This is a genomic window from Lentzea sp. NPDC006480 (genome assembly GCF_040611995.1).
Lineage (GTDB): Bacteria > Actinomycetota > Actinomycetes > Mycobacteriales > Pseudonocardiaceae > Lentzea.
This window is the reverse complement of record NZ_JBEXPJ010000060.1, coordinates 20609-44434: the sequence shown is the minus strand read 5'-3', so window position 1 is coordinate 44434 and position 23826 is coordinate 20609. Positions and strand designations below refer to the sequence as shown.

The window sequence follows — 23826 nt, the reverse complement described above, 5'->3', positions numbered from 1 at the left end:
ACTGCACTGGTTACGGTGTGGGAGAGTAGGTCGCCGCCGAACTTAATTTAGCCCTGCGGGTTGAGCGCTTCACGCGCTCCCCGCAGGGCTTTTTCGTCTGTGCTCAATTACTCGGAGCGGCCGTCAGGGTGACGTGCCTTCGGCGAGCGGGTGACGTGAGTCAAGCCCGGCTTCCCGGTCCCTACCGTGATCGTCATGAACGGTCAGTGGGCAGGGGAGGCACCTTTGCGGTGGCGAGCGCGCAGGAGGCGGGGCAGGCACGCCCGCGAGCCCGCGCCGTCCTCGCAGTCATTCCTGCCCGCAGTGCTCGGCGTCGTGCTGCTGGTGTGCCTGATCCTCCTCCTGCTGACGTACCTCTAGCGGGACTGCAGCGCGTCGAGTGCGACGGCCTGGGCGATCACCAGCCGCCGGTCGACGCCAGGATCCTGGATCGGCACCACGTAGTGGTCGCGGATCCAGGTCTTCTTGTCGACGCTGAACACGGGAGCGCCGTTCTCTTGCGTGAAGTCGAAGTGGTACCTCAAGGGGAACGGCGCTTCGCCGATGTACGGGATCCACCCCCACAGCCGGCGGATCACCGCGAACACCTTGTTCCGCTCGGCACCGGTCGTGGTGCCCCAGCCCGGCTGCTCCAGGTGCCACGTCGAGCGCAGCAGGGACTTCGCGAAGTCCTTGCGGAACAACCCGATCGACCGCCCGCTCGCGTCCGTCACGTCGTAGCCGCTGCCCAGGTCCAGCGCCTTGCGGGCGTTGAACTCGAACAGCACCTGGCTCTTCGACGAGTCGGTGTAGATCGTGATCCGTTCCTTGATCTTGAACTTCTTCTGCTCCGCGTACCCGACCAGCTCGCCGGGCTCGCCGGCGTTGTCGGCGAAGACCTCGTACCGGTTGGACAAGAACGTGACCTTTTGGTGCACGTGCAGTGCCTGCACGCTCTGGAGACTCACAGCTCACCCTTCTCGAGAGGGACAGGACGCAGGCTCCCGGTGGGGAATCGCCGCTCATTGCGCTCGATCTTGGCGAACGCGGCCTCGACGAGGTCGACACCGAGCTTGTCCGCCAGCCTGGTGAGGTAGTGCATCACGTCCGCGAGCTCGTCCCGCACGTTCCAAGCGAGGTCTGGGTCTTTCATTGCATTCTCTGCCTCTTCGGGCGTCAGCCACTGGAAGAGGTCGGTGAGCTCGCCGACCTCCGCGGACAACGCCATCACCAGGTTCTTGGGCGTGTGGTAGCTGTCCCAGTCGCGGGCGGCGGCAAACGCCCGCAAGGCATCCCTCAGGTCCACGAGATCACGCTCACTCATGACCCACTACTTACCACCTGGACGAACGAGCAAGGATGGTGGTCGATCAAGCATGGATCGTCCGCGTCAACGTTGATTAGCTCTAGTCATGTCAACATCGAGCGAGATCAAGCCGTCAACCGTCCTCGTGCTCGCCGCCACCGGCAAGACCGGCCGCCGCGTCACCGCACTCCTCGGCGAGGCCGCCCGCCCCGCGTCGCGTTCGTCGGCCACCAAGTTCGACTGGGCCGACGCCGACACCTGGGAGCCCGCCCTCGCCGGCACCACCGCGGTCTACGTCGTCCCACCGGACAACCCCGCACTGCTCTTCGAGTTCGTACCGCTGGCCGTGAAGGCCGGTGTCACCCGCCTCGTCCTGCTGTCCATGCGCGGCGCTCCCGACGACGATCCCTTCGAAGCCGCGATCAAGGACTCGGGTGCCGAGTGGACGATCCTGCGCCCGACGTGGTTCATGCAGAACTTCGACGAGGACATGTTCGCCGCACCCGTCCAGCACGGTGAGCTTGCCGTCCCCGCTGGTCAGGGCATCCATCCGTTCATCGATGTACTGGATATCGCCGAGGTGGCCGTCGCCGCTCTGACCCAGCCCGGCCACTCCGGGCAGACCTACGAGCTCAGCGGCCCGGAGGCGCTGTCGTTCGCCGAGATGCTGGCGCGGATCGTCGCGGTGACCGGCAACCCCGTCCTCTACACCGACGTCGCGGCCGAGGAGTTCGCCGCGTCGATGCGCGGGCTCGGCTACCCGGACGAGATCGCCGACCTCGTGACGATGCTGCTCATCCGCATCCGCACGGGAGAAGAGGCGCATCTGTCAGACGGCGTGCAGCGGGTGCTCGGTCGTGAGCCGCGCACGTTCGCCGACTACTTGGGCAGCAGCAAGTTCGCCTGAAGGCCGCGGGTGCCTTCGTTGGTGATGACGGCTTCGCAGAGCGCCCGCCCCGTGCGGGCGCGCCACTCCTGGGCCAGGTCGCAGTAGCGAAGCCCCATCGCATAGGTGAGCTGGCCGATGCGCTCGCCTTCGAGGAGCACCTCGAGAGTGTGTTCGCCGACGTGAGAGCCTCTGGCGATCCGGCAGTCGCGGAGTTCGGCGATGACGTGGACCGGCGTCCGGCCGTTGACCACGCGGTGCAGCACGAGCTGATGCGCGTCCTCACCCGTGACGGTGACCTGGTGTTCGGCGGGCATCGTCGGGGCCGTGCCGAGGGCCTCGTGGTCGAGCAGCAGCAGCCGGGGCGCACCGAGGTGCAGGTGCACGCCGTAGTAGCGCTGGCCGCCGCCCATGATCCGCGCCGGGCACGAGCCGACCTCGCCGCGTTCGGCCAGTTCGACGAGAAGAGGCTGGTAGTCGGTTGCCTGGTCGCCGCGCAGGTAGCCGGCGGTGATCGCGGTGCCGTCGCCCCGCAGCAGGTCGACCCGCACGGCCTGGAGGTCGTGCCGGTTGGCGGATTCCGGGACGAGCACCGCGGTCGCTGGAATGGCGTCTTCGAGCGTCTGCGCCGTGGCGTGCTTGGCGACCTCGGCGATGGCGTCCTGGTAGTGCGACTCGCCGACGATCGCGACCCGCCCCGCCGTGGACAGGCGGCGGATGCGGGACCGGGTCCGGACGGGGACGATCTGCTCGGCCGGCCCGCGCTTGGTGCCGATGAACATCAACGCGAACAACGCGAGCCCGATGACGAAGCCCAGCGGGCCGAGAGCAACGGTCAGAACCAGCGCGAGCACGGCTACGGAGATGAGAACAGCTGCGGGCGAGGGCTCTGTGCGTTGCTGCATCGTCATGGGGCGTCCTCACGACTCGGCTACCCGTCACTCTCAGTGTCGGGCATGCCGGGCCATGCGTTTCACAAATCGCTCGTTTGGCCTAGTACAACCGCCAAAGAACTGCAGCGCGTGACCGGCCGCTGGCTCCAGGTTGATCAGTGGACCAGGGTGAGGCGGGCGCGGCCTCGTGGGCCGGGCTCTCCGCCACCTGGCAGTGCCGTGAGCACGAGCCCGAACACCAGGCCGTTGAGCTCCTCCAGTCCGAGGTTCAGCTCCTTGGCGACGTGCAACGGCGTCGTGCCGTTCTCGCGCAGCACCTTGAACACCTTGGTGAGCAGCTTCGACGTCTCGCGGCGGGCCATCGGGCCCTCGGCGGGTGCGTTGGCGCGCGTGGCGAACTGCTGGCTGGACACGTGCCAATGGCTGTGGCTCGTGCCGTGCAGCAGGTTCTCGGGCATGAGGAACTCGGCGGCGAAGCTCTCCGGCTCGTCATGGCCGAGCAGGACGGCGAGCTGCGTCGTGGCGTCGAACCGCGCCTGCTCCGGCGTCGCGGCCGGGCTGAGGAACACGTACGGCGTCCCGTTGTGCCAGCACGAGAACGCTTCCTGCTCGGCGCAGTCGACCGGCAGCGAGAACACCCGCACGCCGCGCGACTCCAGCAGCTGCACCATGTTCGGCGCCGGCAACGTGTCGAGCCGCCACGCCAGCCGCGTCTGCTCAGGCGACGTCCGCGGCGGCGGCAGATCCGGCTGCGGCAACACGAACAACCGCTCCAGCCACGCGTTGAACTCGATCGCCAGCTGCGCGGCCGCCGTGGCTTGCGCGCCCTGCGGAGAGTTCTGCGGCCTGGGCGGCTCCGGCAGCGTCAGGAAGGCCTCGGGAAACCCGAGCGCCGCCGCCAGCGACTCCGTTGTGGACGGCCGCGGACACCGCACCCCGCGCTCGTACTCGTTGATCGCCCGGGCCTGCACACCGGACTTGCGCGCGAGCTCGGCCGCGGTGAGTCCGCGCCGGGTTCGGGCGAGCGTGAGTCGCGAGGGGGTGAACATGATCCGGCCATTGTCACCTCTGCCGTGCCGCGCTGCCACGCGGGCCTCAGTACGTGGGACTGCGCTCCCATCGCCCTTGGTGGCAGCATGATCGCGGGACCCGCCGGGATGACCAGTTCACCCAGGACTCGATCCTGCGCGGTGCCCACGCCGGCGCCTGGCTCCTGGGACTCGCACTGCCGGCGTTGCCGCTGGTAGGCGTGATCAGGTGGCCGCACCCGGTGAGGTCGGCGCCCATCTCGTGCGTGGTACTGGCTCTGGCCGCGACGCACCGGCTCCGGCGTGGCGAGATCCTGCTGGGCCTGCTCACGCCGCTGACGCTCACCGCCTGAGGGCGATCGGGAAGTCCACCTCCTCCGGCCCGTCCACATTGGGCGTCCTGGTCTGCGCGAACTCCATCGGCGGCAACGGAATCCGATGCGCCCACCGCTCGATGACCTGGTTCTGGGGCGTCGGCTCCGGCTGCGACACCTCCCGCAACACGACCAGCCGATCCTCCAGCTGCAGCGGATACGTGACCAGGAACCACAACTTCAGCCCCTCAGTCCGCGCGTTCTCGAACAGCGCGAACTGATCGTGGTCGTTGTCCCGCATCATCGCCGCAATGGCAGGCCCCTTCGCGTAGTCACTGCGCAAGGGAGCCTCGGGCGACCCCGTCCCCCTGTTGCCCTGCAAGGTGCCCAGCAGGATCGGCCGCGACGGATGCCTGATGAGCCCCGCGTTCCAGTGGTCGAGCCGCTGCCACCCCTGCGCCGCCAGCAGCTGCCTGAGCGTGCCCACCCGATGGATCCAGTCGAGCAGCCCCGGCGCATTGGTGGGCCCGAACGGCGGCGAAGCACCCCGCGCGTCGATGCCGGCGGCGATCGCGCGGTCCAGGACGGCGAGGCGCAACCCCAGCTCGGCGAGCCTCTCGGCGGTGGTCGGGGTCAGCTTGCGGAAGGCGGCGTTGGTCATGGGTCCGACGGTAGCGACGGGGTCTGACAATTCCGGGAAACTGCAGGTCGTGTACCGCTACGTCGACGCAGGACCCGCCCCACCGGCCAGCTCCGCGGCGACGTCGCGGGTGATGCGCAGGACTCGCCGAACCGGTACCGCGCCGGAGTTGGCGGTTCGGCGTGCGCTGCACCGGCGGGGGTTGCGCTACCTCGTGGACGTGGCGCCGCCTGGCACCAATCGCCGCAGACGTGTCGACGTCCTGCTGCGAGGAGCCAGAATCGCGTTGTTCGTCGACGGGTGCTTCTGGCACTCGTGTCCGGAGCACGGCCAAGTGCCGAAGGCGAACCGCGAGTGGTGGGAGGTGAAGCTGCACGGCGTGGTCGTCCGTGATCGGGATACCGATGTGCAGCTCACCGCCGCCGGCTGGCTGGTCGTGCGGGTGTGGGAGCACGAGGACCCGGAGCAGGTTGCCGACCGGGTCGTCGCGCTGGTGAACTCCCGCCGGGTCAGGCCGCTACTGGTGTGAGCTGGTGCAGCACGTCCCGTTCGCCCAGCCGTTCCTTGGCCCATTCAACGACCGAGCTCTCCTGAGCGAACAGGACGATCTGCCGGTCCTCCGACAACCGCAGCAACAGATCCAGCACCGCCCGCGTGCGCGCGTCGTCGGCCTGCACGGTCACGTCGTCCAGCAGCAACGGACACGTCTCCGTGGCGAGGTGCTGAGCGAGCGCCACCCGCAGCAGCAGGTAGACCTGCTCCGCCGTGCCGAGTGACAGCCGTGAAGCCTGGTGCCACGCCTCGGAAGCGGCGCACACCCGCACGGTCAGCGACGATGGATCCACGGCGGCGTCCACGTAGCGTCCGTCGGTCACCGCGGGGAGCCACGAGCGCAGGGTTTCTTCCAGCGCCGGAGCGATCGTGCTGTGCACCTTCTCCCGAGCCGCGGTCAGGTAGCGCGAGGCCAGGTCGTTCGCCTCGGCCTCCGCCATCACGGTGGCCACCTCGGCCGCGGCCTCCTGCACCGCCTCCTCCGCGTCCGGAACGCTGGGCATCGCTCGGGCGAGCTCGGCGAGAGTCGCCGCCAAGGATTCGCACGACGCAGCGAGCGACGGGTCGACGGGATCGCATGCGGCGTAACGAAGTGCGTCTTCCAGCAGTGCGGCGTGCCGGGTCTGCGCGGCGGAGAGCTGAGCTTCCAGGTCGTCCGAAGTGGCGTCTGCCAAGAGGGACTGCAGTTCGGCCCACGCGTTGCGTTCCTCCTCGGCCTCGCGCAGCATGCGGTCCCAGCCGCGCTGCCACTCGGCGATCGAACGGAGCAGGTCCTCCGGGCGTTCGCCGGAGCCGCCGATCGCGGTCACGGCGTTGCGCAGCAGGAACAACGCGCGGTTGTGGGCCATCCTGGCCTCGGCGACGGTGGCCTCGGCCAGGCGGCGGTCTTCCAGGGCCTGGGCGAGCAACGGGCGTTGGGCGGCCATCAGTGCCTGGCGGGCGCGGACTTTGCAGTCGGTCTCGTAGTCGATCAGCAGGTCGGGCACGGACATCGTGTTGTCGACCTTGCCGCGCGCGGCGAGTTCCACGCGGACTGCCTTCTCGGTGCGCGCCACGTCGCACACGAGGTCGAGGTGCGAGGCTTCCCAGGCCGGGCGGTTTGCCAGGCGCCACAACGTTTCGCGGTCGGGAGGCACGCCCAGGGCGGAGCAACCGGCGACGGCTTCGTCGTGCACGCGCACGGCTTCCAACGCCACCGCGCGCTGGCCCTCGGCCTCGGCGAGTTTGCGGTCCGCCACGAACAGCAGACTGCGAGCCTGGTGAGCGGCGGCGGCGCGTTCGGCGGCGAACGAGACGGCGGCTTCGCGTTGTGGCGCGTTGCCTCGGGCCAGGGCACCGCCGACGCCGGCGATCAGGGCGGCGACCAGGACACCGATGGCGGCCATCTGCTGATCCACCAGGAAGAGCAGCACGCCGACCAGCGAGGTCAGGCAGCTCAGGGCCAGCAGAGTGTTGCGCAGGAACGGGTTCGGCATCGCGATTTCTCGCACCCGCGCGGCCGCGACGTCGGCCTCCACCTGGACGCGCGCGGCGTTGGCGGCGGCCTCGTCCTGGAACTGGCGTGCGGTGTCCACCTCGATGGACGCGGTCGTCAGCCGGGAGCCGCTCATCGGGTCCAGCCGGGTGGCCAGGCCGCGCAGCACGGACGGTTCCGCGGACGTCACGGGCATCGGACGCCGCTCGTTGTGGGCGGCGGCGACGGCGGAAGCAGTCTCATAAGCGCTGGCCACCACGCGGAGTTCCTCGTCCAGCGCGGTCTCGCCGACCGGGAACTCGGGCAGGGCTTCGAGCTCGCCCTCCAGCGTTGACGCGGACGGACCGGTCAGCACACGTGGAGTCGGGGCGGCGCGCCACGAGGCCAAGGCGCGGTTGACCTTCTGGGTCAGCTCTTCCTGCGCTGCCATGCCCGACGGAGGCTTGCCGCCGAAGCGCTCCTGCAGCTCGGCCAGGCGCGCGGCACGAGAAGCCAGCGACCCCACCAGAGCCGCGTGCGACTGAACGGCCAAGCGGGCGCGAGCAGCGGCGGCGGAACGGGCCTGCGTGCTCAGCTCCAGGTATCGCTCGTGGTCACGGCGGGCCACGCTCAGGTCGGTTTCGGCCTCGCGCAAGCGGTTTCGGGCATCGCGCAACGCGTCCACAGGTGCAGTCAGACGTTGCAGGGCCTGCTCGACGGTGCCGTCCGTGCCCGCGGTGGCGGCGGCGCGGCGCAAGTGGGTCTGCAGGCCGTCGGCCGCGTCCAGCACCGACAGGAGCTGAGCCTGGTCGACGCACGCGGTGGCGGCGAACGACATGCGGTCCAGGCCGATGCGCCGCGCCACATCGGGAGCAGCGTCGTCGTTGAGATCGCGGTCGACGACCACGACCTCGCCGGACTCCAGCGACACCGTTGCGGCCACGCGCCAGGACTCGCCGTGCCACGGGCGGTGCCGCGACGACGGTTCGCCGCACAGAGCCGCGCGAATGGCGGCGTGCCAAGAAGACTTCGCGGACTCGTTCACGCCCGACACCACGGTAAGGCCCGGTGCCAGCGGCAAAGTCCGGTCGTGCAGTGGCCCGAACGCGTGCGCGGTCACCGACTCGATCTTCATCGTTCCTCCAGCGCGCGCAGGCCGGTGGCGAGCACGCGGCCGCGCAAGCCGGTGTCCAGCGCGGGATCCGCCAGCACATCGCGCACGAACTGGCCGCGCACGGTTCGTTCCGCGGCGACGGAGTCGAAGTCCAGCAACGGAAAAGCCTCCGACGACTCGGCCAGCAATCCCAGCGAGCGCGAAGCGGACACGTCGAACACCTCGCGCGACACCGTTCCGTCGTCGTGCACGGTGCACAGCACAGCGCCGCGCTCACCGGTCTCGCCCGCGGTCAACGGATCGGGGTTGCCGGGGAACGTGTAGCGCACGGCGTGGTCAGGAATGTGCTCGTGGCCCAGGAACGCGTGGTCCAGGCCGGTGATCGCGACGTCCTCCGGCGCGGATCCGTGGCACAGCGCCAGGTTCACGCCAGAGCGGTTCACCGCGAAGCCGTCCAGGAAGTCCCGCGCCGGACCGGGGCCGACGTGCGCCGCGCCCCACAGCGTGACGCCGTCGGCGAGTTCCACGGGCGTCATGTCCTCCGAGGAGAACACGTGCACGTTCGGCGTCCAGTCCACCTGTTGGTAGACGGACTGCGGCCCGTACCAGTCGTCGTTGCCCGGCGCCAGGAACACCGGCACCGGGCAGTCGAACGACGACTGCAGGAACGAGGCCGTGCTGGGGGAGCAGCGATCGTGCTCGTAGAGGTCGCCGGCGCAGAGCACGGCGTCGACTTGGGAGTCCTGGGCGAGGTCCACGATGCGGCCCAGCGTGTCGCGCAACGCCTGGCGCCGCGCGGGACCGGCGTTCGGGAAGCGCGTGTCCAGGTGGAGGTCCGCGAAGAGCAGCAGTTTCACCGGTGCCTTCAGGTGAGGTCGATGGTGCCGGACAGGGTCAGGGTCGGCCGCAGAGCCTCGACGACGGACGCGGTGTCGGCGTGCCACCCGCGCAGTTCCGCGACGGTCGGGTTCAGCTCGTAGCCGTGGTGCCGGATCGCGCGGCTCAGCGCGTGCCACAGCTGGGAAGCGTCGTGCGCCACGTCGGCGTCCACGTGGGACGGAAGGCTGATCAGCAAGGCGTGCACGGGCTGGTCGGTGTTCTCGGCGGCACAAGCACGAGCCACCGACCGTTCCACCGCCGTGCGCAACAGCTCGGCGCAGCACCGGATCCGCACGCCGTCGAGCTGTTCCGGGCGGGCCAGCAGGTTCGCGACGCAGGTCAGCCGGTCTTTCACGTCAGCAGGCACGTTGGGGACGAGGCTCATCGCTGCAGCCACCCCGCGAGCAGTTCGGTGTCGCGGATCAGCACGTCGAGATCGCCACCGTCACCGCCGACACGGCACGCCTGCAGCAGGTCGACGGCCCACGAGCCGACGACGTCCTCCAGATGCGGCAACAGCTTTCCGGGCTCGCCGAGGTCGTCGAGCACGGCCAGCGCGAGCTTCTGCCTGGTCGTCAGCGCGCACTCCAGCACCCGTTCGACCTCGGCGTGCGGCATGCCGCGGCCGAGCCGTTCGCGCCGGAACCGGGCGTGCGACGCGGCTTCGAGGGCCGCCCGGCAGCACGACGCCACCAGCTCGGTCCGCAGCGCTTCCGGCAGGTCCTCGTCGCCTCGCATCGCCCGCGCGTCGTTCAGGCAGCGGCCGACCGGATCGTCGGACATCCGCACCTGCACGACGGACTCCTCGCCGCGGCAGACCTCCCACACCGTGGCGGGGAGCCTGAGCCGCCGCAGAGCCTCGACCAGCCGTTCGTCGTGCGTGAACACCACGACCTGGCGGGTCAGCCCGACGTCGGCGAGCACCTGCGCGAGACCGTCCACCTTGGACGGGTCCATCGCCTGCACCGGGTCGTCGATCACCACGAAGCGGAACGGGCTCTCGTCCACCATCGCTCGGGGCAGGAACAACGCGAGCCCCAGCGAGTGCAGCTCGCCCTGGCTCATGACCGCCAGCGCCGAGTTCGAAACGCCGTCGACCGACACGTCCAGCTCGACGTTGCGGGTGCCGCCGAGCCGCACCGCGCCCAGGTCGACGTTGCTCTGCTGCCGCAGCCGCTGCCAGATCCGCTGCGACTCCTTGGCGAACGGCGCGATGCGCTCGGATCGCAACGTCGTGGCCGTCTTGCGGATCCAGTTCTCCGCCTCGGTCACGTCGGCGAGCACCTCGGCGTCCGCAAGCGCTTGCTGCGCCTGTGAGTGCCATTCGAACAGTGCGAGTGCCATCGGCCGCCACACCAGATCGCGCCGGTCGATCTGCTCGCGCGCGACGGATTTCAGCTGGTCGACAACCTGTATGAGGTCGGTGTACCGGTCGAACAACTCCTGGCGGAGTCGTACCGGGTCGTCGATCGAGACGCAGTCGTCCCACGCCTGCCAGGCCTGCAGCGCGGTGGTCGTGTCCAGCATGTCCTGGGCTTCCTTCAGCACGTCCGGCGCTGGCTGGCACAACGCCCGCGTGGCCGCCACGGCCACGTCCAGCCGGTCGGCGGCTTCATGCAGTTCCGCGGCGGCGTTGGCCAGGTGCTCGGCCCGTGCCTTGGCCTTCGTGAGCCACAGCCCGTCGAGCCGGCCGAGGTCGCACACGGGGCACGTCTGGTTGCCGCCGGACTCCTGCAGCTGGATCGCGAGCCGCAGGATCTCGCTGCACCTGAGCGAGTCCTGCGCGTTGTCCGTCGCAACGACGGTTACCGCCCCCAACGCCAGATCGAGGGTCTCGCGGCACCTGTCGATCTCGTCGTCGGGCGGCAGCTGCAGATCCACGATCTGGTGCAGCAGGTTCGTGCCGCTGCCGACATCCGCGCCGAGCGCCAGGTCGGCGATCGCGTCGAGATCGGGGGAGTCGCTGCCGAGCAGCTCAGCGGCGCGCCGGGCGCGTTCGTCGGGTGACGCCGCCAGCTCCGCGCGCACCCGTTCACGCCTGTCATAGGGTCTCGCGACAATTTCGGCGAGTCGCTTGCGGTGCTCGGCGAGAGACTGTTGAGCTTCCGTTATAGCTTCCAACCCCAGCAAACGGTGTAGCGCTTCGTAGAGATCCTCAGGCTGTGCGTCGAGGACGGTCCCCAGCTCGCTGTAGGGCAGGAACGGCCGATAGGTCTCCAGCGCGTCGTGCCACCTGCGGTCGTCGAACGGCGCGTCGTCCTGCGTCCAGTCGCCCTGCGCCAGGTCGTCGTCCGCGTCCCAGCATCTCCGGATCGTGGTCCGGTCGGTCTGCCCGGCCTGCACGAGCTCCAGCTCGACGGCGGTGTCGGTCTGGTGCAGATTGCGCCAGCCCTGCCGCCACACGTCGTGCCTGGCCCGGGTCCAGCGGGCGTTGTAGCCGGTCAGCGCCAGTTCCGCGGCCTCGGCGAAGCTCGACTTGCCGCTGCCGTTGCGTCCGGTGACGACGGTCAGCCCGGGACCCGGTGCCAGCGGCAGGCGTGCCTGGGGCCCGATGCCCCGGAAGCCGCGCACCCGGATCTCCGACACGAAAATCCCCTGGCCGGGGCCGTCGGTCCGTTCTCTCGGCGTCCCGTGTGCCCGCGCCGGCACACCGGCGAGCGCGCGGTCCAGCGCTGCTTCGCCACGGCACGCCGCCAGCACCAGTTCCGCCGCACGTGCGGTGAGATCGTCTTTGGCCAATCGTCCGGCCATCAGTTCGAGTAACCCGGCTTCACCCGCCACGGTCACATTTCCTCCAGCTGCCACCACTCGATAGGGCGGCAACCTAGGTTCCAAATGAGACCTACTGGTGAGTACTCACACGATCGGGTGGTGTTACATAGGGTGACTAAAGTAGTCGTCCCTCGTTATGGCCCCCACACTTCCAGCGCCCGGATCACGAAGTAGGCGTCCGGCACGTAGGTGCCGTGCTTCGGGTAGGTGGTGAACTCGGCCTCGGTGGAGCAGTTCTCGCGCTGATACACGCTCGCGTCCCTGCTCAGGCGGTTGACGAAGGACCGTCCGGTGAGGGTGAGCGCGATGCACTCGGCGGGGTTCGCGGTCTCCAGGTCGAGCCGCTGCACGGTGCCCGTGTAGTCCGGCCCGGACCACACGCAGAACTCGCCCTTGTCGCAGTTCTTGTCACTCTGTGCAACAGCGATCCCACTGGAGGCAACCGCGCCCGCAGTGATCACCAAGGCGGCGATGAGGCTCTTCGTCGACATGGGCGCACCTCCGTCAGTAGACGAGTGTGCGTCCGTTTGGGTCAGTCGGCCAGACGATCTTGCACCAGCTCATTCAATTTCACAGCGTCACGCGGGGCGTAGGCCTTGGCGTCGTTGTCGAAGTAGACGAACACGTCTCCGTGCTCGCGCCACTTCCTGACCTTCTGCGCCCACATGTCGAGGCCCTCGTCGGTGTAGCCGCTGACGTACAGCTCGTCGTGGCCGTGCAGCCGGACGTAGACGAAGTCGCTCGTCACCTCTTCGATCAGCGGGTACTTGCCGGCGGCGTCCGCGACCACGAGCGCGATGTCGTGGCGTTTGAGGAGGTCGACGAACTCCGGCGTCTTGAAGCTGTCATGACGGACTTCCAGGGCGTACCGCATCGGGCGTTCGGCGTCCGTGGTGGTGTGCGCGGGGTCGACGCGGTGGTCGTGGCGCTTGGCCACGTCGGCCGCCTCGGTGGTGGTGCGGGGGAGACCCTCGAAGAAGCCGGTGAGCAGGTCGGCGTCGAACCGCAGCGTGGGTGGGAGCTGCCAGAGGATCGGGCCGAGCTTCGGGCCCAGGGCGAGGACGCCGGACGCGAGGTAGTTCGCGAGGAGCTCGTTGCCGTCCCTGAGGCGCTTCATGTGCGTGATGAAGCGGCTGCCCTTGACCGCGAACTTGAAGTCGTCCGGGGTCTCCGCGGCCCATTTCTGATAGCTGGACGGGCGTTGCAGCGAGTAGAAGGAGCCGTTGATCTCCACCGAGTTGAGCTGCTCGCTGAGATAGGCCAGCTCGCGCTTCTGCGTGACACCCTTGGGGTAGAACTTGCCGCGCCAAGGCGGGTACACCCATCCCGAAGTGCCGATCCTGACCTCGCCCATGTGGTTATGTTGGCACGGTGGACGCCTACCTACAGCGCATCGGTGCCTCGCGGGACTCGACGTTGGCGGAGCTGCACGAACGGCACCTGCTGACCGTCCCGTTCGAGAACCTCGACACCCACATGGACACCCGGATCGTGCTGGAGATCCCGTGGCTGCACGACAAGATCGTGACGCGGCGGCGGGGCGGGTTCTGCTACGAGCTCAACGGGTTGTTCGCGGAGTTGTTGCGGGACTTGGGACATCACGTCGACCTGCTGGCCGCGCGGGTGTTCAACGGGGAGACGTTCGGGCCGCCGTTCGACCACCTGACGCTGCTGGTGGACGGTGAGTGGCTCTGCGACGTCGGGTTCGGGGCGTTCTCGCTGCATCCGCTGTCTTGGACGTCGCGTGCGGACCAGCAGGACCCGTTCGGGACGTTCCGGCTGGTCGAACACGGGGACGACGTCGAGGTGCTGATGAACGGCTCGCCCGCCTATCGAGTCGAACGGCGGCCGCGCTCGCTCGCGGAGTTCGTGCCGACCTGCTGGTGGCAGCAGACCGCGCCGGAGTCGGGTTTCCGCAAGGCGCCGCGGGCGACGCTGGCCAGGCTGGACGGTCGGATCACGGTGACGGACGAGAAGGTGGTGGAGACGAAGAACGGCCACAAGACCTCGACTCCTGTCGAGGATCCTGCGGCCGCTTTCCTGGAGTACTTCGCCATAAAATTCGAACAGAGTCACTTCCGGCAGAGCAACGCGTCCGGCGTCCTGCGCCAGTTGTAGGCGACTCCGGCGATGTGCTCGTCCTGCGCGCACTGACCCTTGTAGTGCCCGTTGGCCCAGTCGCCGCCCTGGTCCGGCCGGTTGTCGCCGCGGTCGAACCACAGCACACGCGTGGTCGTTCCGGTGGCGATCGGCGCGCAGACCAGCGTGAAGTTCGCGTAGCCGACGGCCGCGTTTCCTTGCGGGCACTGGAGTTTCGTGTAGCCGGACGCCCAGTCGTCGGTCACGTGCTGCTCGTTGGTGACCCTCGTGGTGTTGCTCCACTGTGGACCGCTGACGCACAGGCCGCGGTTGCCCGTGTGGCTGATGCCGACAAGCTTCTCGCTCTGCGGGCATTGCTCCTTGAGGAGCATGTTCCACCGGGTCTCGCGCGGGATCTGGCCGGTGCGACCCGGCGCGTTGATCAGCCTGTTCCACGCCCCGGCGCGCCAGTCGTCGCCGTCGTTGACACTGATGCGGTTTCCATTGGCGTCCCACCGGAGCAGCGCCCAGCTGTTGCCGGTCTTGTTGGTGTGGAAGCCGACCAGTGGCCAGTAGGCGAAGTCGGTGTCCTTGGCGATCAGCTGGTCGACGAAGCGCTCGAACCAGTCGCGCGCCTTCTGGTTGGACTCGTCGATGCCGCCGACACCGAACTCGCTGATCCACAACGGCGCGGTGAAGTGCTTCTGCGCCTCGGTGATGTAGAAGGCCTGGCGCTGCAGGACATCCGTCAGTTCCTGCGGCGAGAGGTCCTGGTAGCGGGGGTCGGTCGTCTCGCCGGTTCCGGTGGCACCGCTGTGGTTCGGCCCGGTGTAGCCGTAGAAGTGGGCGCTGTAGACGAGCTTCTCGGGGTTGGCGAGCGTGTGGCTGAGGTACTTGACGGGCTCCAGCGTGGGCCTGCCGTGCGCGAAGCCGTCGACCGGGATGCCGGTCCAGTTGATGCCCTCGACGATGACCAGCAGGTCTGGCGCGGTCTGCTGGATGCGGTCGGCAGCCTGCTGGGACGCCTTGTGCCAGTCGTGGTCGTTGCCCCAGCCCCAGTTCGGGTCGTCCCAGATGTTGCGGCGCACCTCGTTGTAGAGGTCCGCGCCCACGACCCGTTTGTTGGCCTTGTACCGGTCGGCCATGAACGCCCAGTCGCTGACCCACTGGTCCGTGCTCTGGCTGGTGTTCCACCGCTCGTTGCCGTCGACACCGCAGCACCACCTGGACGTCGAGGTGTGGTTGTTGAGGATGACGGCGAGGTTGTTGCTCGTCAGCGCGTTGACCACCGCGTCGTAGATCTCGAGCGGCCGTTTGCCGTTGAGCTGCGCGTCCTTCAGCCCGTTGACCGGATTGGTGTCCTTGATCATCTGGTTGGAGAACGGCAACCGGACGCTGTTTACGCCGATCTCCTTGAAGCCGCTGATGATCGTGGCCATGGTCGCGCGGTCGAGGCCCAGTGGAACCTGGTCGGACTTCTCGCCGGCGTGGTGGTTGGCGGGGTCGTTGATGTCGCCGGAACCGTTCCAGGTGCCGCTCGCACCGTGCCAGTTGCCGGACTTCAGCTTGAAGCGGTCGCCGTGGGCGTCGACGATCCACCGTCCGCGCGTGCTCAGCGGACCGGTCCAGGAAGCCGGTTCCGCCTGCGCGGGAGCAACGAGACTCGCGGCCAGGAGCAGGGTGGCCGAGACGCGAGTGAATTTCACGTATGTGAAGTTAACGGCACGCCCAGGTGTTGCGCCAGAGTTCGGGCGTTTCTCGGAGCGGCACCTTTCATGGTGTTGTCGAAGTAGACGTAGGTGTCGCGGTCCCAGTCGCGGATCTTCTGCGCCCACTGGTCGAGCTGCTCGTCGTCGTAGGAGCTGATGTACAGCTCGTCGTGGCCGTGCAGCCTCACGTAGGCGAAGTCGGCGGTGACGGCCTCGATGCACGGGAACGTCGGTGCGTCCGACACGACGTGGGCGACGTTGTGTGCGTGCAGCAGGTCGAAGTAGGCGTTGGTGCGGAACGACTCGTGGCGCGGCTCGATGGCGTGCCTGGCCGGTGGGAGGGCGGCGAGGAAGTCCTGCAGAAGCCCGCGGTCGAAGCGCAGGCTCGGCGGGAGCTGCCAGATGAGCGGGCCCTGCTTCGGGCCGAGTGCGAGCGAGTCGAGGAAGGTCTTGAGCGGTTCTTCGATGTGCCGCAACCGTTTGAGGTGTGTGATCAGCCTGGAGCCCTTGACCGCGAACACGAAGTCGGCCGGTGTCTCGGCGACCCACTTCTGGTAGTACGAAGGCGGTTGGAGCCGGTAGAACGAGCTGTTGATCTCGATCGTGCCGACGTGCGAGGCGAGGTGGCTGAGCCAGCGCCGTTGCGGGACGTTGCGGTAGAAGCCGTCGCGCCACTCCGGGTAGCGCCAGCCCGACGTGCCGATCCTGATCACGTCGGCCGGGTATCCCGTTCGTGGTGTAGCTACTCTGTAGCACTTTTCTTTGGTTTGGGCTACAGTGGTGCTATGCAGCAGCTCAAAGCCATCGGGCAGCGCGAGCTCCGCAATGACAACGCGGAGATCATGCGCCGTGTCGAGGCGGGTGAGAGCTTCGTCGTCACCCGCAACAACAAGCCGGTCGCCCAGCTCTCGCCGTACCGGGAGGAAGTCCCGTCGCGGCCGGCGCTCGGCGAGATCCAGGTGCTGTTCGGCACCCTGCCGTCGGTCGACGCGGATCGCTGGGAGGCGGACCGGAAGGCGGCCGACGAGTTCTTCGGCGCGGACGACCCGCTGGAAGACCCGTGGCAGAGGTGAACCGCTGCCTGCTCGACACCTGTGTGCTGATCAGGCTCGAGCGGGCGGACCTGGGCGTGTACCTGAACGCCCAGCCGTTCCTCAGCGCGGTCACGATCGCGGAGCTGGCGTTCGGCATCGACGTCGACGACCCGTTGGAGCGGGCCGCGCGCACGGAGCGGTTCTACGCGGCGATGCAGACGTTCGAGGTGCTGCCGTTCGGCGTGGAGGAGGCCAAGGTCTACGGGCAGATGGCCTCGCTGGTGCGTCGTGCGGGGCGCAGTCCGCGGCCGCGGCGGATGGACCTGCAGATCGCGGCCACGGCGTCGGTCGCGCGCATGCCGGTGCTGACGATGAACGTCAAGGACTTCAAGGACCTCGACCGGCTCGTGGAGGTCGTGCCGATCCGTCAGGTCTGAACGGCGCCGTGGAAGAAGAACCGGCCGAGGCCCACGGTGAACACGAGCATGCCGTACAGCCGCCGACAGCACGACGGACACCCAGCTGCCGAAAATGATGTGCACGAACCCGAACGCCGCCGCGCTCGCCGCTGTCGTCCAGGTGCCGAACGCCGGGCCGTAGCGCTCGAACAGAAACGCGCGGAACACCAGCTCCTGCGGGTAGACGCTGAGCAGCGGGTAGAAGACCATCACCGCGAGCCACAGCAGCGGCTGTTCCTCCGGGAACATCAGCAGCTGGCCGGGGAACAGGACGGCCACGGCCGCGACGGCCACCGCGGCGGTGATCGCCCACAGCGTCAGCATCGGCCGCAGCTGTCCCTTGACCGCTTCTGGACGCCACAACGACCGGCGGTCGAACGTGGGGGAGCGCAGCAGGTACGCGATGCTCGCGCCGCCGAGGACCAGCAGCACCGGATCGGGCTCGTGCCCCGCGCGAGCAGGTCGTAGACGAGAGTCAGTCTGAAGAAGACGATTGTGTACTCGGCCGCGAGGTAGGCCTTGCGCTTCGCACCGATCGCGAGAAGTGCGACGCCGCCAGCGCATGTCGTCCAAGTGCGCCGAAACGCCTTTGACAGCAAGAGTTCACCTCTAGGCTGCCCGGCATGATCACCCCGGCGTTCACCTGCACGTGTTGCGGCCAGGAGCACGACGGCCTGCCGTTCGCCTACGCGATGGCCGCGCCCGTGTACTGGTCGCCGGAGCTCGCCGAGAAGCCTGGGAACGTGCTCGGTGACGAGTACTGCGTGATCGACGACGAGCACCACTTCGTGCGCGGCCGGATCGTGCTGCCCGTGCGTGACGCCGGCGAGGACTTCGAGTGGGGAGTGTGGGTGTCGCTCTCCAAGGCGAACTTCGACCGCATGGCCGAGGTGTTCGACGACCCGGCCCGCGTGCAGGAGCCGCCGTACTTCGGGTGGCTGTCGACGGTGCTGCCCGGTTACGCGCCCACGACGCTCAACCTCAAGACCAACCTGCACACGCAGCCGCTCGGGATTCGGCCGCTGATCGAACTCGAGCCCACCGATCATCCGCTCGCGGTGGAGCAGCGCGAAGGCATCACTCTCGCGCGGGTGCAGGAGTTCGCCGAGATGGCGTTGCACCAGTGACCAACTGATATATCGGCTCAGTTACAGGATCTGACCTGCGGCTTAGCAATGAGACTTTGGACTTCGTCCGCAAAAGACTCATTGCAAGGGCCATCAGGAGTAGCTGATATATCGGTGGCGTCAGGGTCGGGCGAGCGTGTCGGCGAGGAACGTGCGGGTCTGTTCGAGGTGCTCGATGCCGATGCCTCTGCGCGGGTCGACCGGCACGAGCAGGGTGCCGGGGCGGGCCGCCGCCCACTCCGCGTCACGCGGCTGGAACTCGTCGTCGAGCCACGCGATCGGCCGGGTGCCGGCCCACTCGGTGATCGCGGGAACCTTGCCGTGGTGGCCGCCGCGGTGGTCGGAGCCGCGGCCGCCGAAGTCGATCCACTCCAGTTCGGGCAGACCGAGGCGCGGGCCGATGAACTCGTTCGCCTCGTGCTCCCACGTCGTCGCCCACACCAGGTCCGCACCGGCCGCGGCGGCGAGCGAGAGCAGCCACGGTCCGTGCGACGGGTCGAGCCAGACGCGCAACGGCCGGGCGAAACCCGCGGGACGGATGCGGTGCGTGGTGTAGCCGGCCGGACGTCGGGTCGGCTTCGCCAGGTAGGGGTTCAGCGGGCCGTCGACGTCGACCAGGATCGCCGGTCGGGAGAACATGACCTGATCGAAACATCCAGTTCGCTAATGATCCCGCGATTTTTCCCGATACGGGACACATGACTCTCACGGAGATCGCGGCCTGGTGCACGGCGGACCACGTGCGGGCCGCGCTCGAACGTCAGCTCGAAGGCGCGCTGGTGGAGGTCCCCGAGGACGACGACTCGCCGCGCCGGGCCTTCAGCGAGGCGTTGCGCAGGTCGTTGATGCTGCGCCAGAAGCACCCGTTCGACATCGTGGCGATCGGCCTGCCGGACCTGCTGCGCTACCGGGATCTGGTGGCCGGGTCCGAGGTGACGCTGCGCGCGACCAACATCGAGGCCTACTTCATCCGCCAGGACGGCAGCGCGGAGCAGTACCAGCCGGAGATCGAGGACTGACTCACCACACGACGGGCAACGCGGTCACGCCGCGGACCAGGTAGCCGCGGTTCCAGCCGAGCTCGTGCTCCGGCACGGCGAGGCGCAGCGCGGGCATGCGGGTCAGCAGGCGTGCCAGCATCACCTGAAGCTCCAGCCTCGCCAGCTGTGCGCCGAGGCAGTAGTGCGCGCCGTGCCCGAACGCCAGGTGCGGGTTGGGGTCGCGCGCGAGGTCGAGGGTGTCCGCGTCGGTGAAGACGCGTGGATCACGGTTCGTCACGGGCACTTCCACCAGCACCGGTTCGCCGCGCGCGATCACCACGTCGCCGATCGCGACGTCCTCGGTGGCGAACCGCGCGAAAACGGCGGTCGTCGCCAGCGGGATGTAGCGCAGCATCTCCTCCACCGCGGCGGGCAGCTGCGAGACCTGCAGGGAGTCCCAGCGGGCGGAGGTCAGCAGCAGGTACACCATGGTGGGCAGCTGCGTCTTCACCGTCTCCAGGCCGCCGACCAGGATGCTGAACGAGACCATGACGAGCTCGTCGATCGTGAGCTCGCCGGCGTTCAGGTGCCGCGCCAGCGCGCCGAACAGGTCGTCGGTCGGATCAGCCGCGCGCTGGCGGGCGAGAGCGGCCAGGTAGTCGCAGATGGCGGTGTAGTGCTCCTCGGCGACCGAGGCGGGCACCGCACCCGTGCTGAGGAAGCTCTCCGCCCACACGCCGAACTTCTCGTGGTCCTCCTGCGGCACGCCGAGCAACGTCGTGATCATCAGCATCGGGAACGGACGGGCCAGGCCCTCCACCAGGTCGGCCGGCGGGGTCAGCTCGTCGAGCAGTGCGTCCGCGATCTCGACGGCACGGGGGCGCAGCGCCTGTACTCGGCGCACGGTGAAGGCGTTCGTCACCAGCTTGCGCAGCCGGGTGTGCTGCGGCGCGTCCAGAGCCAGGATGCCGGGCGCGTTGTTCTGCGAGCTCATGCGCGGCTCGTCGAGCGGGTCCGCCGTCGTGCGCACGAACCGGGGATCGCTCAGCATCGCGCGTGCTTCGGAGTGGCCCGTGATGAGCCAGGTTTCCTTGCCGTACGGCATTTTCACGCGGATCAACGGCGGTGCCGCGGTGAGCTCCTGGTCGATGTCCAGCCGATCGGGCTCGGCGAACGGATAACTTCTGGCCATCCCCCGAACCTAGGCCGGTGATCATGGACGGGGCAGGTCCGAGCAGGCGAAAGCCCCGGCTCCGTCGAGGAGGAGCCGGGGCTTTCGGCAACGCACTAGGCAGGCACGGACGCCACACCCGGCGCCAGGAACCGCTTGCCCGTCACCTTCTCCGAGATGCCGGAACGGTCCAGGTACGGCGTGATGCCGCCCAGCCAGAACGGCCACCCGGCACCCAGGATCATGCACAGGTCGATGTCCTGCGCCTCCGCGACCACGCCCTCGTCGAGCATGATCCGGATCTCCTCGGCCAGCGCCTCCAGCGCGCGGTTCTTCACCTCGTCACCGGTCAGCGGCGACGAACCGAACTCCCACAGCGCCAGGACCTCGGGGTCGACGGTCTGCTTGCCAGTGGAGTCCCACTGCCAGACGGCGCCCTTGCCCGCGGCGACGAACTTCTTCATGTTCTCCGACACCGAGAAGCGGTCGGGGAACGCGTTGTGCATCGTCTCCGAGACGTGCAGTGCGACGGCGGAACCGACCAGCTGCAGCAGGATCATCGGCGACATCGGCAGGCCGAGGGGCTCGGTGGCCTTGTCCGCCACCTCGAACGAGGTGCCCTCGTCGACCGACTTGATGACCTCGCCCATGAAGCGGGTCAGCAGGCGGTTCACGACGAACGCGGGCGCGTCCTTCACCAGCACGGAGGACTTCTTCAGCTGCTTGCCGATCGAGAACGCCGTCGCCAGGGTGGCGTCGTCGGTCTGCTCGGCGCGCACGATCTCCAGCAGCGGCATGACCGCGACCGGGTTGAAGAAGTGGAAGCCCACGACCCGCTCGGGGTGCTTGAGCTTCGACGCCATGTCCGTGATGGACAGCGACGAGGTGTTGGTGGCGAGGATGGCCTCGGGGGAGACGTGCTCCTCGACCTCTGCGAACACCTGCTGCTTGACGCCCAGGTCCTCGAACACGGCCTCGATCACGAAGTCGGCGTCGGAGAACGCCGCCTTGTCCAGCGAGCCGGACACCAGCGCCTTCAGGCGGTTCGCCTCGTCCGGCGAGATCCGCTTCTTCGACGCCAGCTTGTCGATCTCGCTGTGGACGTAGCCGACGCCCTTGTCCACGCGCGCCTGGTCGATGTCGGTCAGCACGACCGGCACGTGCAGGCGGCGGATGAACAGCAGCGCCATCTGCGACGCCATCAGGCCGGCACCGACGACACCGACCTTGGTGACCTTGCGCGCCAAAGACTTGTCCGGCGCACCGGCCGGACGCTTCGCGCGCTTCTGCACCAGGTTGAACGAGTACAGGCCCGCACGCAGCTCGTCGCTCATGACGAGGTCCGCGAGGCCCTCGGTCTCGGCGGCGTAGCCCTTGTCCAGGTCGTTCTCGCGCGCCAGCTCCAGCAGGTCCAGCGCCTTCAACGCACCCGGCGCCGCACCCTTGGTCTTGCCGTGCACGATGGCCTTGGCCCGTGCGACGGCGGCGTCCCACGCCTCGCCGCGGTCGATCTCCTTGCGCGGCACCGTGATCTCGCCACGCACGACGCCGGACAGCCACAGCAGCGACTGCTCCAGGTAGTCCGCGGAGTCGAACAGCACGTCCGCGATGCCCAGCGCCAGAGCTTCCTTCGGCTTGAGCATCTTGTTCTGGTTCAACGCGTTCTCGAAGATCACCGTCACGGCGTCGTTGGCGCCGATCAGGTTCGGCAGCAGCTGCGTGCCGCCCCAGCCCGGGAACAGGCCCAGGAACACCTCGGGCAGTGCGATCGCGGCCGCGTTCGACGCCAGCGTGCGGTAGTGGCACGACAGCGCGAGCTCGAGGCCACCGCCCATGACCGCGCCGTTGACGAAGGCGAAGGTCGGGATGTCCGAGTCGGTGAACTTCTTGAAGACCTCGTGGCCGAGCTTGCCGATCGTCACGCCCTGCGAACGGTCGGTGGCCTGCTCGACGGCGGTCAGGTCCGCGCCCACGGCGAAGATGAACGGCTTGCCGGTCACCGCGATGGCGGCGGGCTGAGCCGCGTAGGCCTCGTCGAACGCCGCGCCCAGAGACACGAGCGACTGCGGGCCGAACGTCGACGGACGGGTGTGGTCCAGGCCGTTGTCGATCGTGATGAACGCGACCGGCTTGTCCAGGCCCGGCACGGAGATCAGCCGGGTCTTGGCAACGGTGACGACCTCGTCGGGGAAGATCGCCTTTGCTTCCTCAGCGGTGATGGTCACTTGCCACTCCAGTTCGGGTTCTCCCAGATGACCGTTCCACCCATGCCGATGCCGATGCACATGGTGGTGAGGCCGTAACGGACGTCCGGACGCTCGGCGAACTGGCGCGAGAGCTGCGTCATCAGACGCACACCCGAAGACGCCAGCGGGTGACCGGTCGCGATCGCGCCGCCCCACTGGTTCACGCGGGCGTCGTCGTCGGCGATGCCGAAGTGGTCGAGGAACGCGAGCACCTGGATCGCGAACGCCTCGTTCACCTCGAACAGGCCGATGTCCTCAATGGACAGACCGGCGCGCTGCAGGGCCTTCTCGGTGGCCGGAACCGGGCCGATGCCCATGACCTCGGGCTCGACACCCAGGAACGAGTAGCCGACCATCCGCATGCCGACGGGCAGGCCGAGCTCGCGCGCGGTCTCCTCCTCGGCGAGGATGCAGCCGGTCGCGCCGTCGTTCAGACCGGCCGCGTTGCCCGCGGTGATCCGGCCGTGCGGGCGGAACGGCGTCTTGAGCTTCGCCAGGTCCTCGACCGTGGTGCCCGGACGCGGCGGCTCGTCGGCGGTGGCGAGGCCCCAGCCGTTCTCGGCGGAACGGGTCGCGACGGGCACGAGCTCCGGGCCGATCTTGCCGTTCTTGATCGCGTCCGCGTACTTGGCCTGCGAGGCGGCCGCGTAGGCGTCCGTGCGCTCCTTGGTGATGTGCGGGAACCGGTCGTGCAGGTTCTCCGCGGTCTGGCCCATGACCAGAGCGCTGGTGTCGACGATCTTGTCCGACAGGAAGCGCGGGTTCGGGTCGACGCCCTCGCCCATCGGGTGGCGGCCCATGTGCTCCACGCCGCCCGCGATGGCGATGTCGTAGGCGCCGAACGCGATGCCGCTCGCCGCGGTGGTGACGGCGGTCATCGCGCCGGCGCACATGCGGTCGATCGAGTAGCCGGGGACCGACTTCGGCAGGCCCGCGAGCAGCGCCGCCGTGCGACCGAGCGTGAGGCCCTGGTCGCCGATCTGCGTGGTCGCCGCGATGGCGACCTCGTCGACGCGCTCCGGCGGCAGCTCGGGGTGCCTGCGCAGCAGCTCACGGATGACCTTCACGATGAGGTCGTCGGCACGGGTCTCGGCGAAAATGCCCTTCGGGCCGGCCTTGCCGAACGGCGTGCGGACGCCGTCGACGAAGACCACGTTCCGAACGCGTGCCGGCGCTGCTGGTGCGGCCACGGCGTCTCCTCCACTT

26 protein-coding genes and 1 pseudogene are annotated in these 23826 nt (G+C 68.6%); 9 read left to right on the top strand and 18 right to left on the bottom strand.

Annotation, left to right across the window (positions count from 1 at the left end; all coding sequences use genetic code 11):
- Window positions 1–195 precede the first annotated feature (195 nt).
- The gene (locus tag ABZX92_RS23490; RefSeq protein ID WP_156213378.1) at window positions 196–360 is read left to right on the top strand and encodes a hypothetical protein; all 165 of its coding nucleotides are present in this window, start codon (window positions 196–198) and stop codon (window positions 358–360) included.
- Here the strand turns inward: ABZX92_RS23490 and ABZX92_RS23485 are convergent.
- Both ABZX92_RS23485 and ABZX92_RS23480 read right to left on the bottom strand, forming a co-directional pair.
- Complete coding sequence (locus tag ABZX92_RS23485) at window positions 357–947, bottom strand: hypothetical protein (RefSeq protein WP_355563063.1); 591 nt, start codon at window positions 945–947, stop codon at window positions 357–359. The genes ABZX92_RS23490 and ABZX92_RS23485 overlap by 4 nt on opposite strands.
- Window positions 944–1303 carry a nucleotide pyrophosphohydrolase gene (locus tag ABZX92_RS23480; protein ID WP_355563061.1) on the bottom strand — a complete coding sequence of 120 codons (360 nt, stop codon included), beginning with the start codon at window positions 1301–1303 and terminating at the stop codon, window positions 944–946. Before ABZX92_RS23480 ends, ABZX92_RS23485 begins: the two co-directional genes overlap by 4 nt.
- A gap of 88 nt (window positions 1304–1391) precedes the next feature.
- Here ABZX92_RS23480 and ABZX92_RS23475 point away from each other — a divergent pair, with 88 nt between their 5' ends.
- Window positions 1392–2192, top strand: coding sequence for an SDR family NAD(P)-dependent oxidoreductase (locus ABZX92_RS23475; RefSeq protein WP_355563058.1), 801 nt, complete (start codon window positions 1392–1394; stop codon window positions 2190–2192).
- Here the strand turns inward: ABZX92_RS23475 and ABZX92_RS23470 are convergent.
- Window positions 2165–3082 carry a hypothetical protein gene (locus tag ABZX92_RS23470; protein ID WP_355563056.1) on the bottom strand — a complete coding sequence of 306 codons (918 nt, stop codon included), beginning with the start codon at window positions 3080–3082 and terminating at the stop codon, window positions 2165–2167. The two genes, ABZX92_RS23475 and ABZX92_RS23470, sit on opposite strands and share 28 nt — an antisense overlap.
- 137 nt (window positions 3083–3219) lie before the next feature.
- Complete coding sequence (locus ABZX92_RS23465; protein WP_355563053.1) at window positions 3220–4113, bottom strand: XRE family transcriptional regulator; 894 nt, start codon at window positions 4111–4113, stop codon at window positions 3220–3222.
- Between the two features lie 53 nt (window positions 4114–4166).
- Here ABZX92_RS23465 and ABZX92_RS23460 point away from each other — a divergent pair, with 53 nt between their 5' ends.
- Window positions 4167–4445 carry a hypothetical protein gene (locus tag ABZX92_RS23460; RefSeq protein ID WP_355563050.1) on the top strand — a complete coding sequence of 93 codons (279 nt, stop codon included), beginning with the start codon at window positions 4167–4169 and terminating at the stop codon, window positions 4443–4445.
- On the opposite strand, the gene ABZX92_RS23455 is transcribed toward ABZX92_RS23460, so the two are convergent.
- The gene (locus ABZX92_RS23455) at window positions 4435–5067 is read right to left on the bottom strand and encodes a hypothetical protein (protein WP_355563047.1); all 633 of its coding nucleotides are present in this window, start codon (window positions 5065–5067) and stop codon (window positions 4435–4437) included. The two genes, ABZX92_RS23460 and ABZX92_RS23455, sit on opposite strands and share 11 nt — an antisense overlap.
- A 49-nt stretch (window positions 5068–5116) precedes the next feature.
- Between ABZX92_RS23455 and ABZX92_RS23450 the strand changes: the two genes are divergently transcribed.
- Complete coding sequence (locus ABZX92_RS23450) at window positions 5117–5575, top strand: very short patch repair endonuclease (protein WP_355563044.1); 459 nt, start codon at window positions 5117–5119, stop codon at window positions 5573–5575.
- Here ABZX92_RS23450 and ABZX92_RS23445 read toward each other — a convergent pair.
- The 6 genes from ABZX92_RS23445 to ABZX92_RS23420 form a co-directional block, all read right to left on the bottom strand.
- Window positions 5556–8186, bottom strand: a complete 2631-nt coding sequence (locus ABZX92_RS23445; protein WP_355563041.1) for an AAA family ATPase — start codon at window positions 8184–8186, stop codon at window positions 5556–5558. The genes ABZX92_RS23450 and ABZX92_RS23445 overlap by 20 nt on opposite strands.
- Window positions 8183–9022 carry a metallophosphoesterase gene (locus ABZX92_RS23440; protein ID WP_355563038.1) on the bottom strand — a complete coding sequence of 280 codons (840 nt, stop codon included), beginning with the start codon at window positions 9020–9022 and terminating at the stop codon, window positions 8183–8185. The genes ABZX92_RS23445 and ABZX92_RS23440 overlap by 4 nt, the downstream gene beginning before the upstream one ends.
- Window positions 9023–9030: 8 nt before the next feature.
- Window positions 9031–9429 (bottom strand): hypothetical protein, encoded by a 399-nt coding sequence (locus ABZX92_RS23435; protein ID WP_355563035.1) that lies wholly within the window; start codon window positions 9427–9429, stop codon window positions 9031–9033.
- Window positions 9426–11795: an AAA family ATPase gene (locus ABZX92_RS23430; protein WP_355563032.1), complete on the bottom strand. Its 2370-nt coding sequence runs from the start codon at window positions 11793–11795 to the stop codon at window positions 9426–9428. The genes ABZX92_RS23435 and ABZX92_RS23430 overlap by 4 nt, the downstream gene beginning before the upstream one ends.
- 155 nt (window positions 11796–11950) lie before the next feature.
- The gene (locus ABZX92_RS23425; RefSeq protein ID WP_355563030.1) at window positions 11951–12307 is read right to left on the bottom strand and encodes a peptidase inhibitor family I36 protein; all 357 of its coding nucleotides are present in this window, start codon (window positions 12305–12307) and stop codon (window positions 11951–11953) included.
- Window positions 12308–12348: 41 nt separating this feature from the next.
- Window positions 12349–13170, bottom strand: a complete 822-nt coding sequence (locus ABZX92_RS23420; protein ID WP_355563027.1) for a DUF72 domain-containing protein — start codon at window positions 13168–13170, stop codon at window positions 12349–12351.
- A 17-nt stretch (window positions 13171–13187) separates the two neighbouring features.
- Between ABZX92_RS23420 and ABZX92_RS23415 the strand changes: the two genes are divergently transcribed.
- Complete coding sequence (locus ABZX92_RS23415) at window positions 13188–13934, top strand: arylamine N-acetyltransferase (RefSeq protein ID WP_355563024.1); 747 nt, start codon at window positions 13188–13190, stop codon at window positions 13932–13934.
- Here ABZX92_RS23415 and ABZX92_RS23410 read toward each other — a convergent pair.
- Complete coding sequence (locus tag ABZX92_RS23410) at window positions 13889–15601, bottom strand: cellulase family glycosylhydrolase (protein ID WP_355563021.1); 1713 nt, start codon at window positions 15599–15601, stop codon at window positions 13889–13891. The two genes, ABZX92_RS23415 and ABZX92_RS23410, sit on opposite strands and share 46 nt — an antisense overlap.
- The gene (locus tag ABZX92_RS23405; RefSeq protein ID WP_355563018.1) at window positions 15598–16317 is read right to left on the bottom strand and encodes a DUF72 domain-containing protein; all 720 of its coding nucleotides are present in this window, start codon (window positions 16315–16317) and stop codon (window positions 15598–15600) included. The genes ABZX92_RS23410 and ABZX92_RS23405 overlap by 4 nt, the downstream gene beginning before the upstream one ends.
- A gap of 72 nt (window positions 16318–16389) precedes the next feature.
- Between ABZX92_RS23405 and ABZX92_RS23400 the strand changes: the two genes are divergently transcribed.
- Window positions 16390–16677 (top strand): type II toxin-antitoxin system prevent-host-death family antitoxin, encoded by a 288-nt coding sequence (locus tag ABZX92_RS23400; protein WP_355563015.1) that lies wholly within the window; start codon window positions 16390–16392, stop codon window positions 16675–16677.
- The gene (locus tag ABZX92_RS23395; protein WP_355563012.1) at window positions 16665–17075 is read left to right on the top strand and encodes a type II toxin-antitoxin system VapC family toxin; all 411 of its coding nucleotides are present in this window, start codon (window positions 16665–16667) and stop codon (window positions 17073–17075) included. The genes ABZX92_RS23400 and ABZX92_RS23395 overlap by 13 nt, the downstream gene beginning before the upstream one ends.
- Window positions 17076–17156: 81 nt before the next feature.
- Here the strand turns inward: ABZX92_RS23395 and ABZX92_RS23390 are convergent.
- Window positions 17157–17345 (bottom strand): annotated as a pseudogene (locus ABZX92_RS23390) (CPBP family glutamic-type intramembrane protease); the annotation flags it as partial.
- A 374-nt stretch (window positions 17346–17719) separates the two neighbouring features.
- Between ABZX92_RS23390 and ABZX92_RS23385 the strand changes: the two are divergent.
- Entirely contained in the window at window positions 17720–18223 is a 504-nt protein-coding gene (locus ABZX92_RS23385; protein ID WP_355563009.1) for a DUF2199 domain-containing protein, read from the top strand.
- Between the two features lie 120 nt (window positions 18224–18343).
- On the opposite strand, the gene ABZX92_RS23380 is transcribed toward ABZX92_RS23385, so the two are convergent.
- Window positions 18344–18862: an HAD domain-containing protein gene (locus ABZX92_RS23380; RefSeq protein WP_355563006.1), complete on the bottom strand. Its 519-nt coding sequence runs from the start codon at window positions 18860–18862 to the stop codon at window positions 18344–18346.
- 59 nt (window positions 18863–18921) lie between these two features.
- On the opposite strand from ABZX92_RS23380, the gene ABZX92_RS23375 reads away from it, so the two are divergent.
- Window positions 18922–19242, top strand: a complete 321-nt coding sequence (locus ABZX92_RS23375; RefSeq protein ID WP_355563003.1) for a hypothetical protein — start codon at window positions 18922–18924, stop codon at window positions 19240–19242.
- A gap of 1 nt (window position 19243) precedes the next feature.
- Here the strand turns inward: ABZX92_RS23375 and ABZX92_RS23370 are convergent, their stop codons facing one another.
- From ABZX92_RS23370 to ABZX92_RS23360, 3 genes are all read right to left on the bottom strand, one after another.
- The gene (locus ABZX92_RS23370) at window positions 19244–20395 is read right to left on the bottom strand and encodes a cytochrome P450 (protein ID WP_355563001.1); all 1152 of its coding nucleotides are present in this window, start codon (window positions 20393–20395) and stop codon (window positions 19244–19246) included.
- A 95-nt stretch (window positions 20396–20490) separates the two neighbouring features.
- The gene (locus ABZX92_RS23365; RefSeq protein ID WP_355562998.1) at window positions 20491–22599 is read right to left on the bottom strand and encodes a 3-hydroxyacyl-CoA dehydrogenase NAD-binding domain-containing protein; all 2109 of its coding nucleotides are present in this window, start codon (window positions 22597–22599) and stop codon (window positions 20491–20493) included.
- Window positions 22596–23810 (bottom strand): thiolase family protein, encoded by a 1215-nt coding sequence (locus tag ABZX92_RS23360; protein WP_355562995.1) that lies wholly within the window; start codon window positions 23808–23810, stop codon window positions 22596–22598. The genes ABZX92_RS23365 and ABZX92_RS23360 overlap by 4 nt, the downstream gene beginning before the upstream one ends.
- Window positions 23811–23826: the final 16 nt, after the last annotated feature.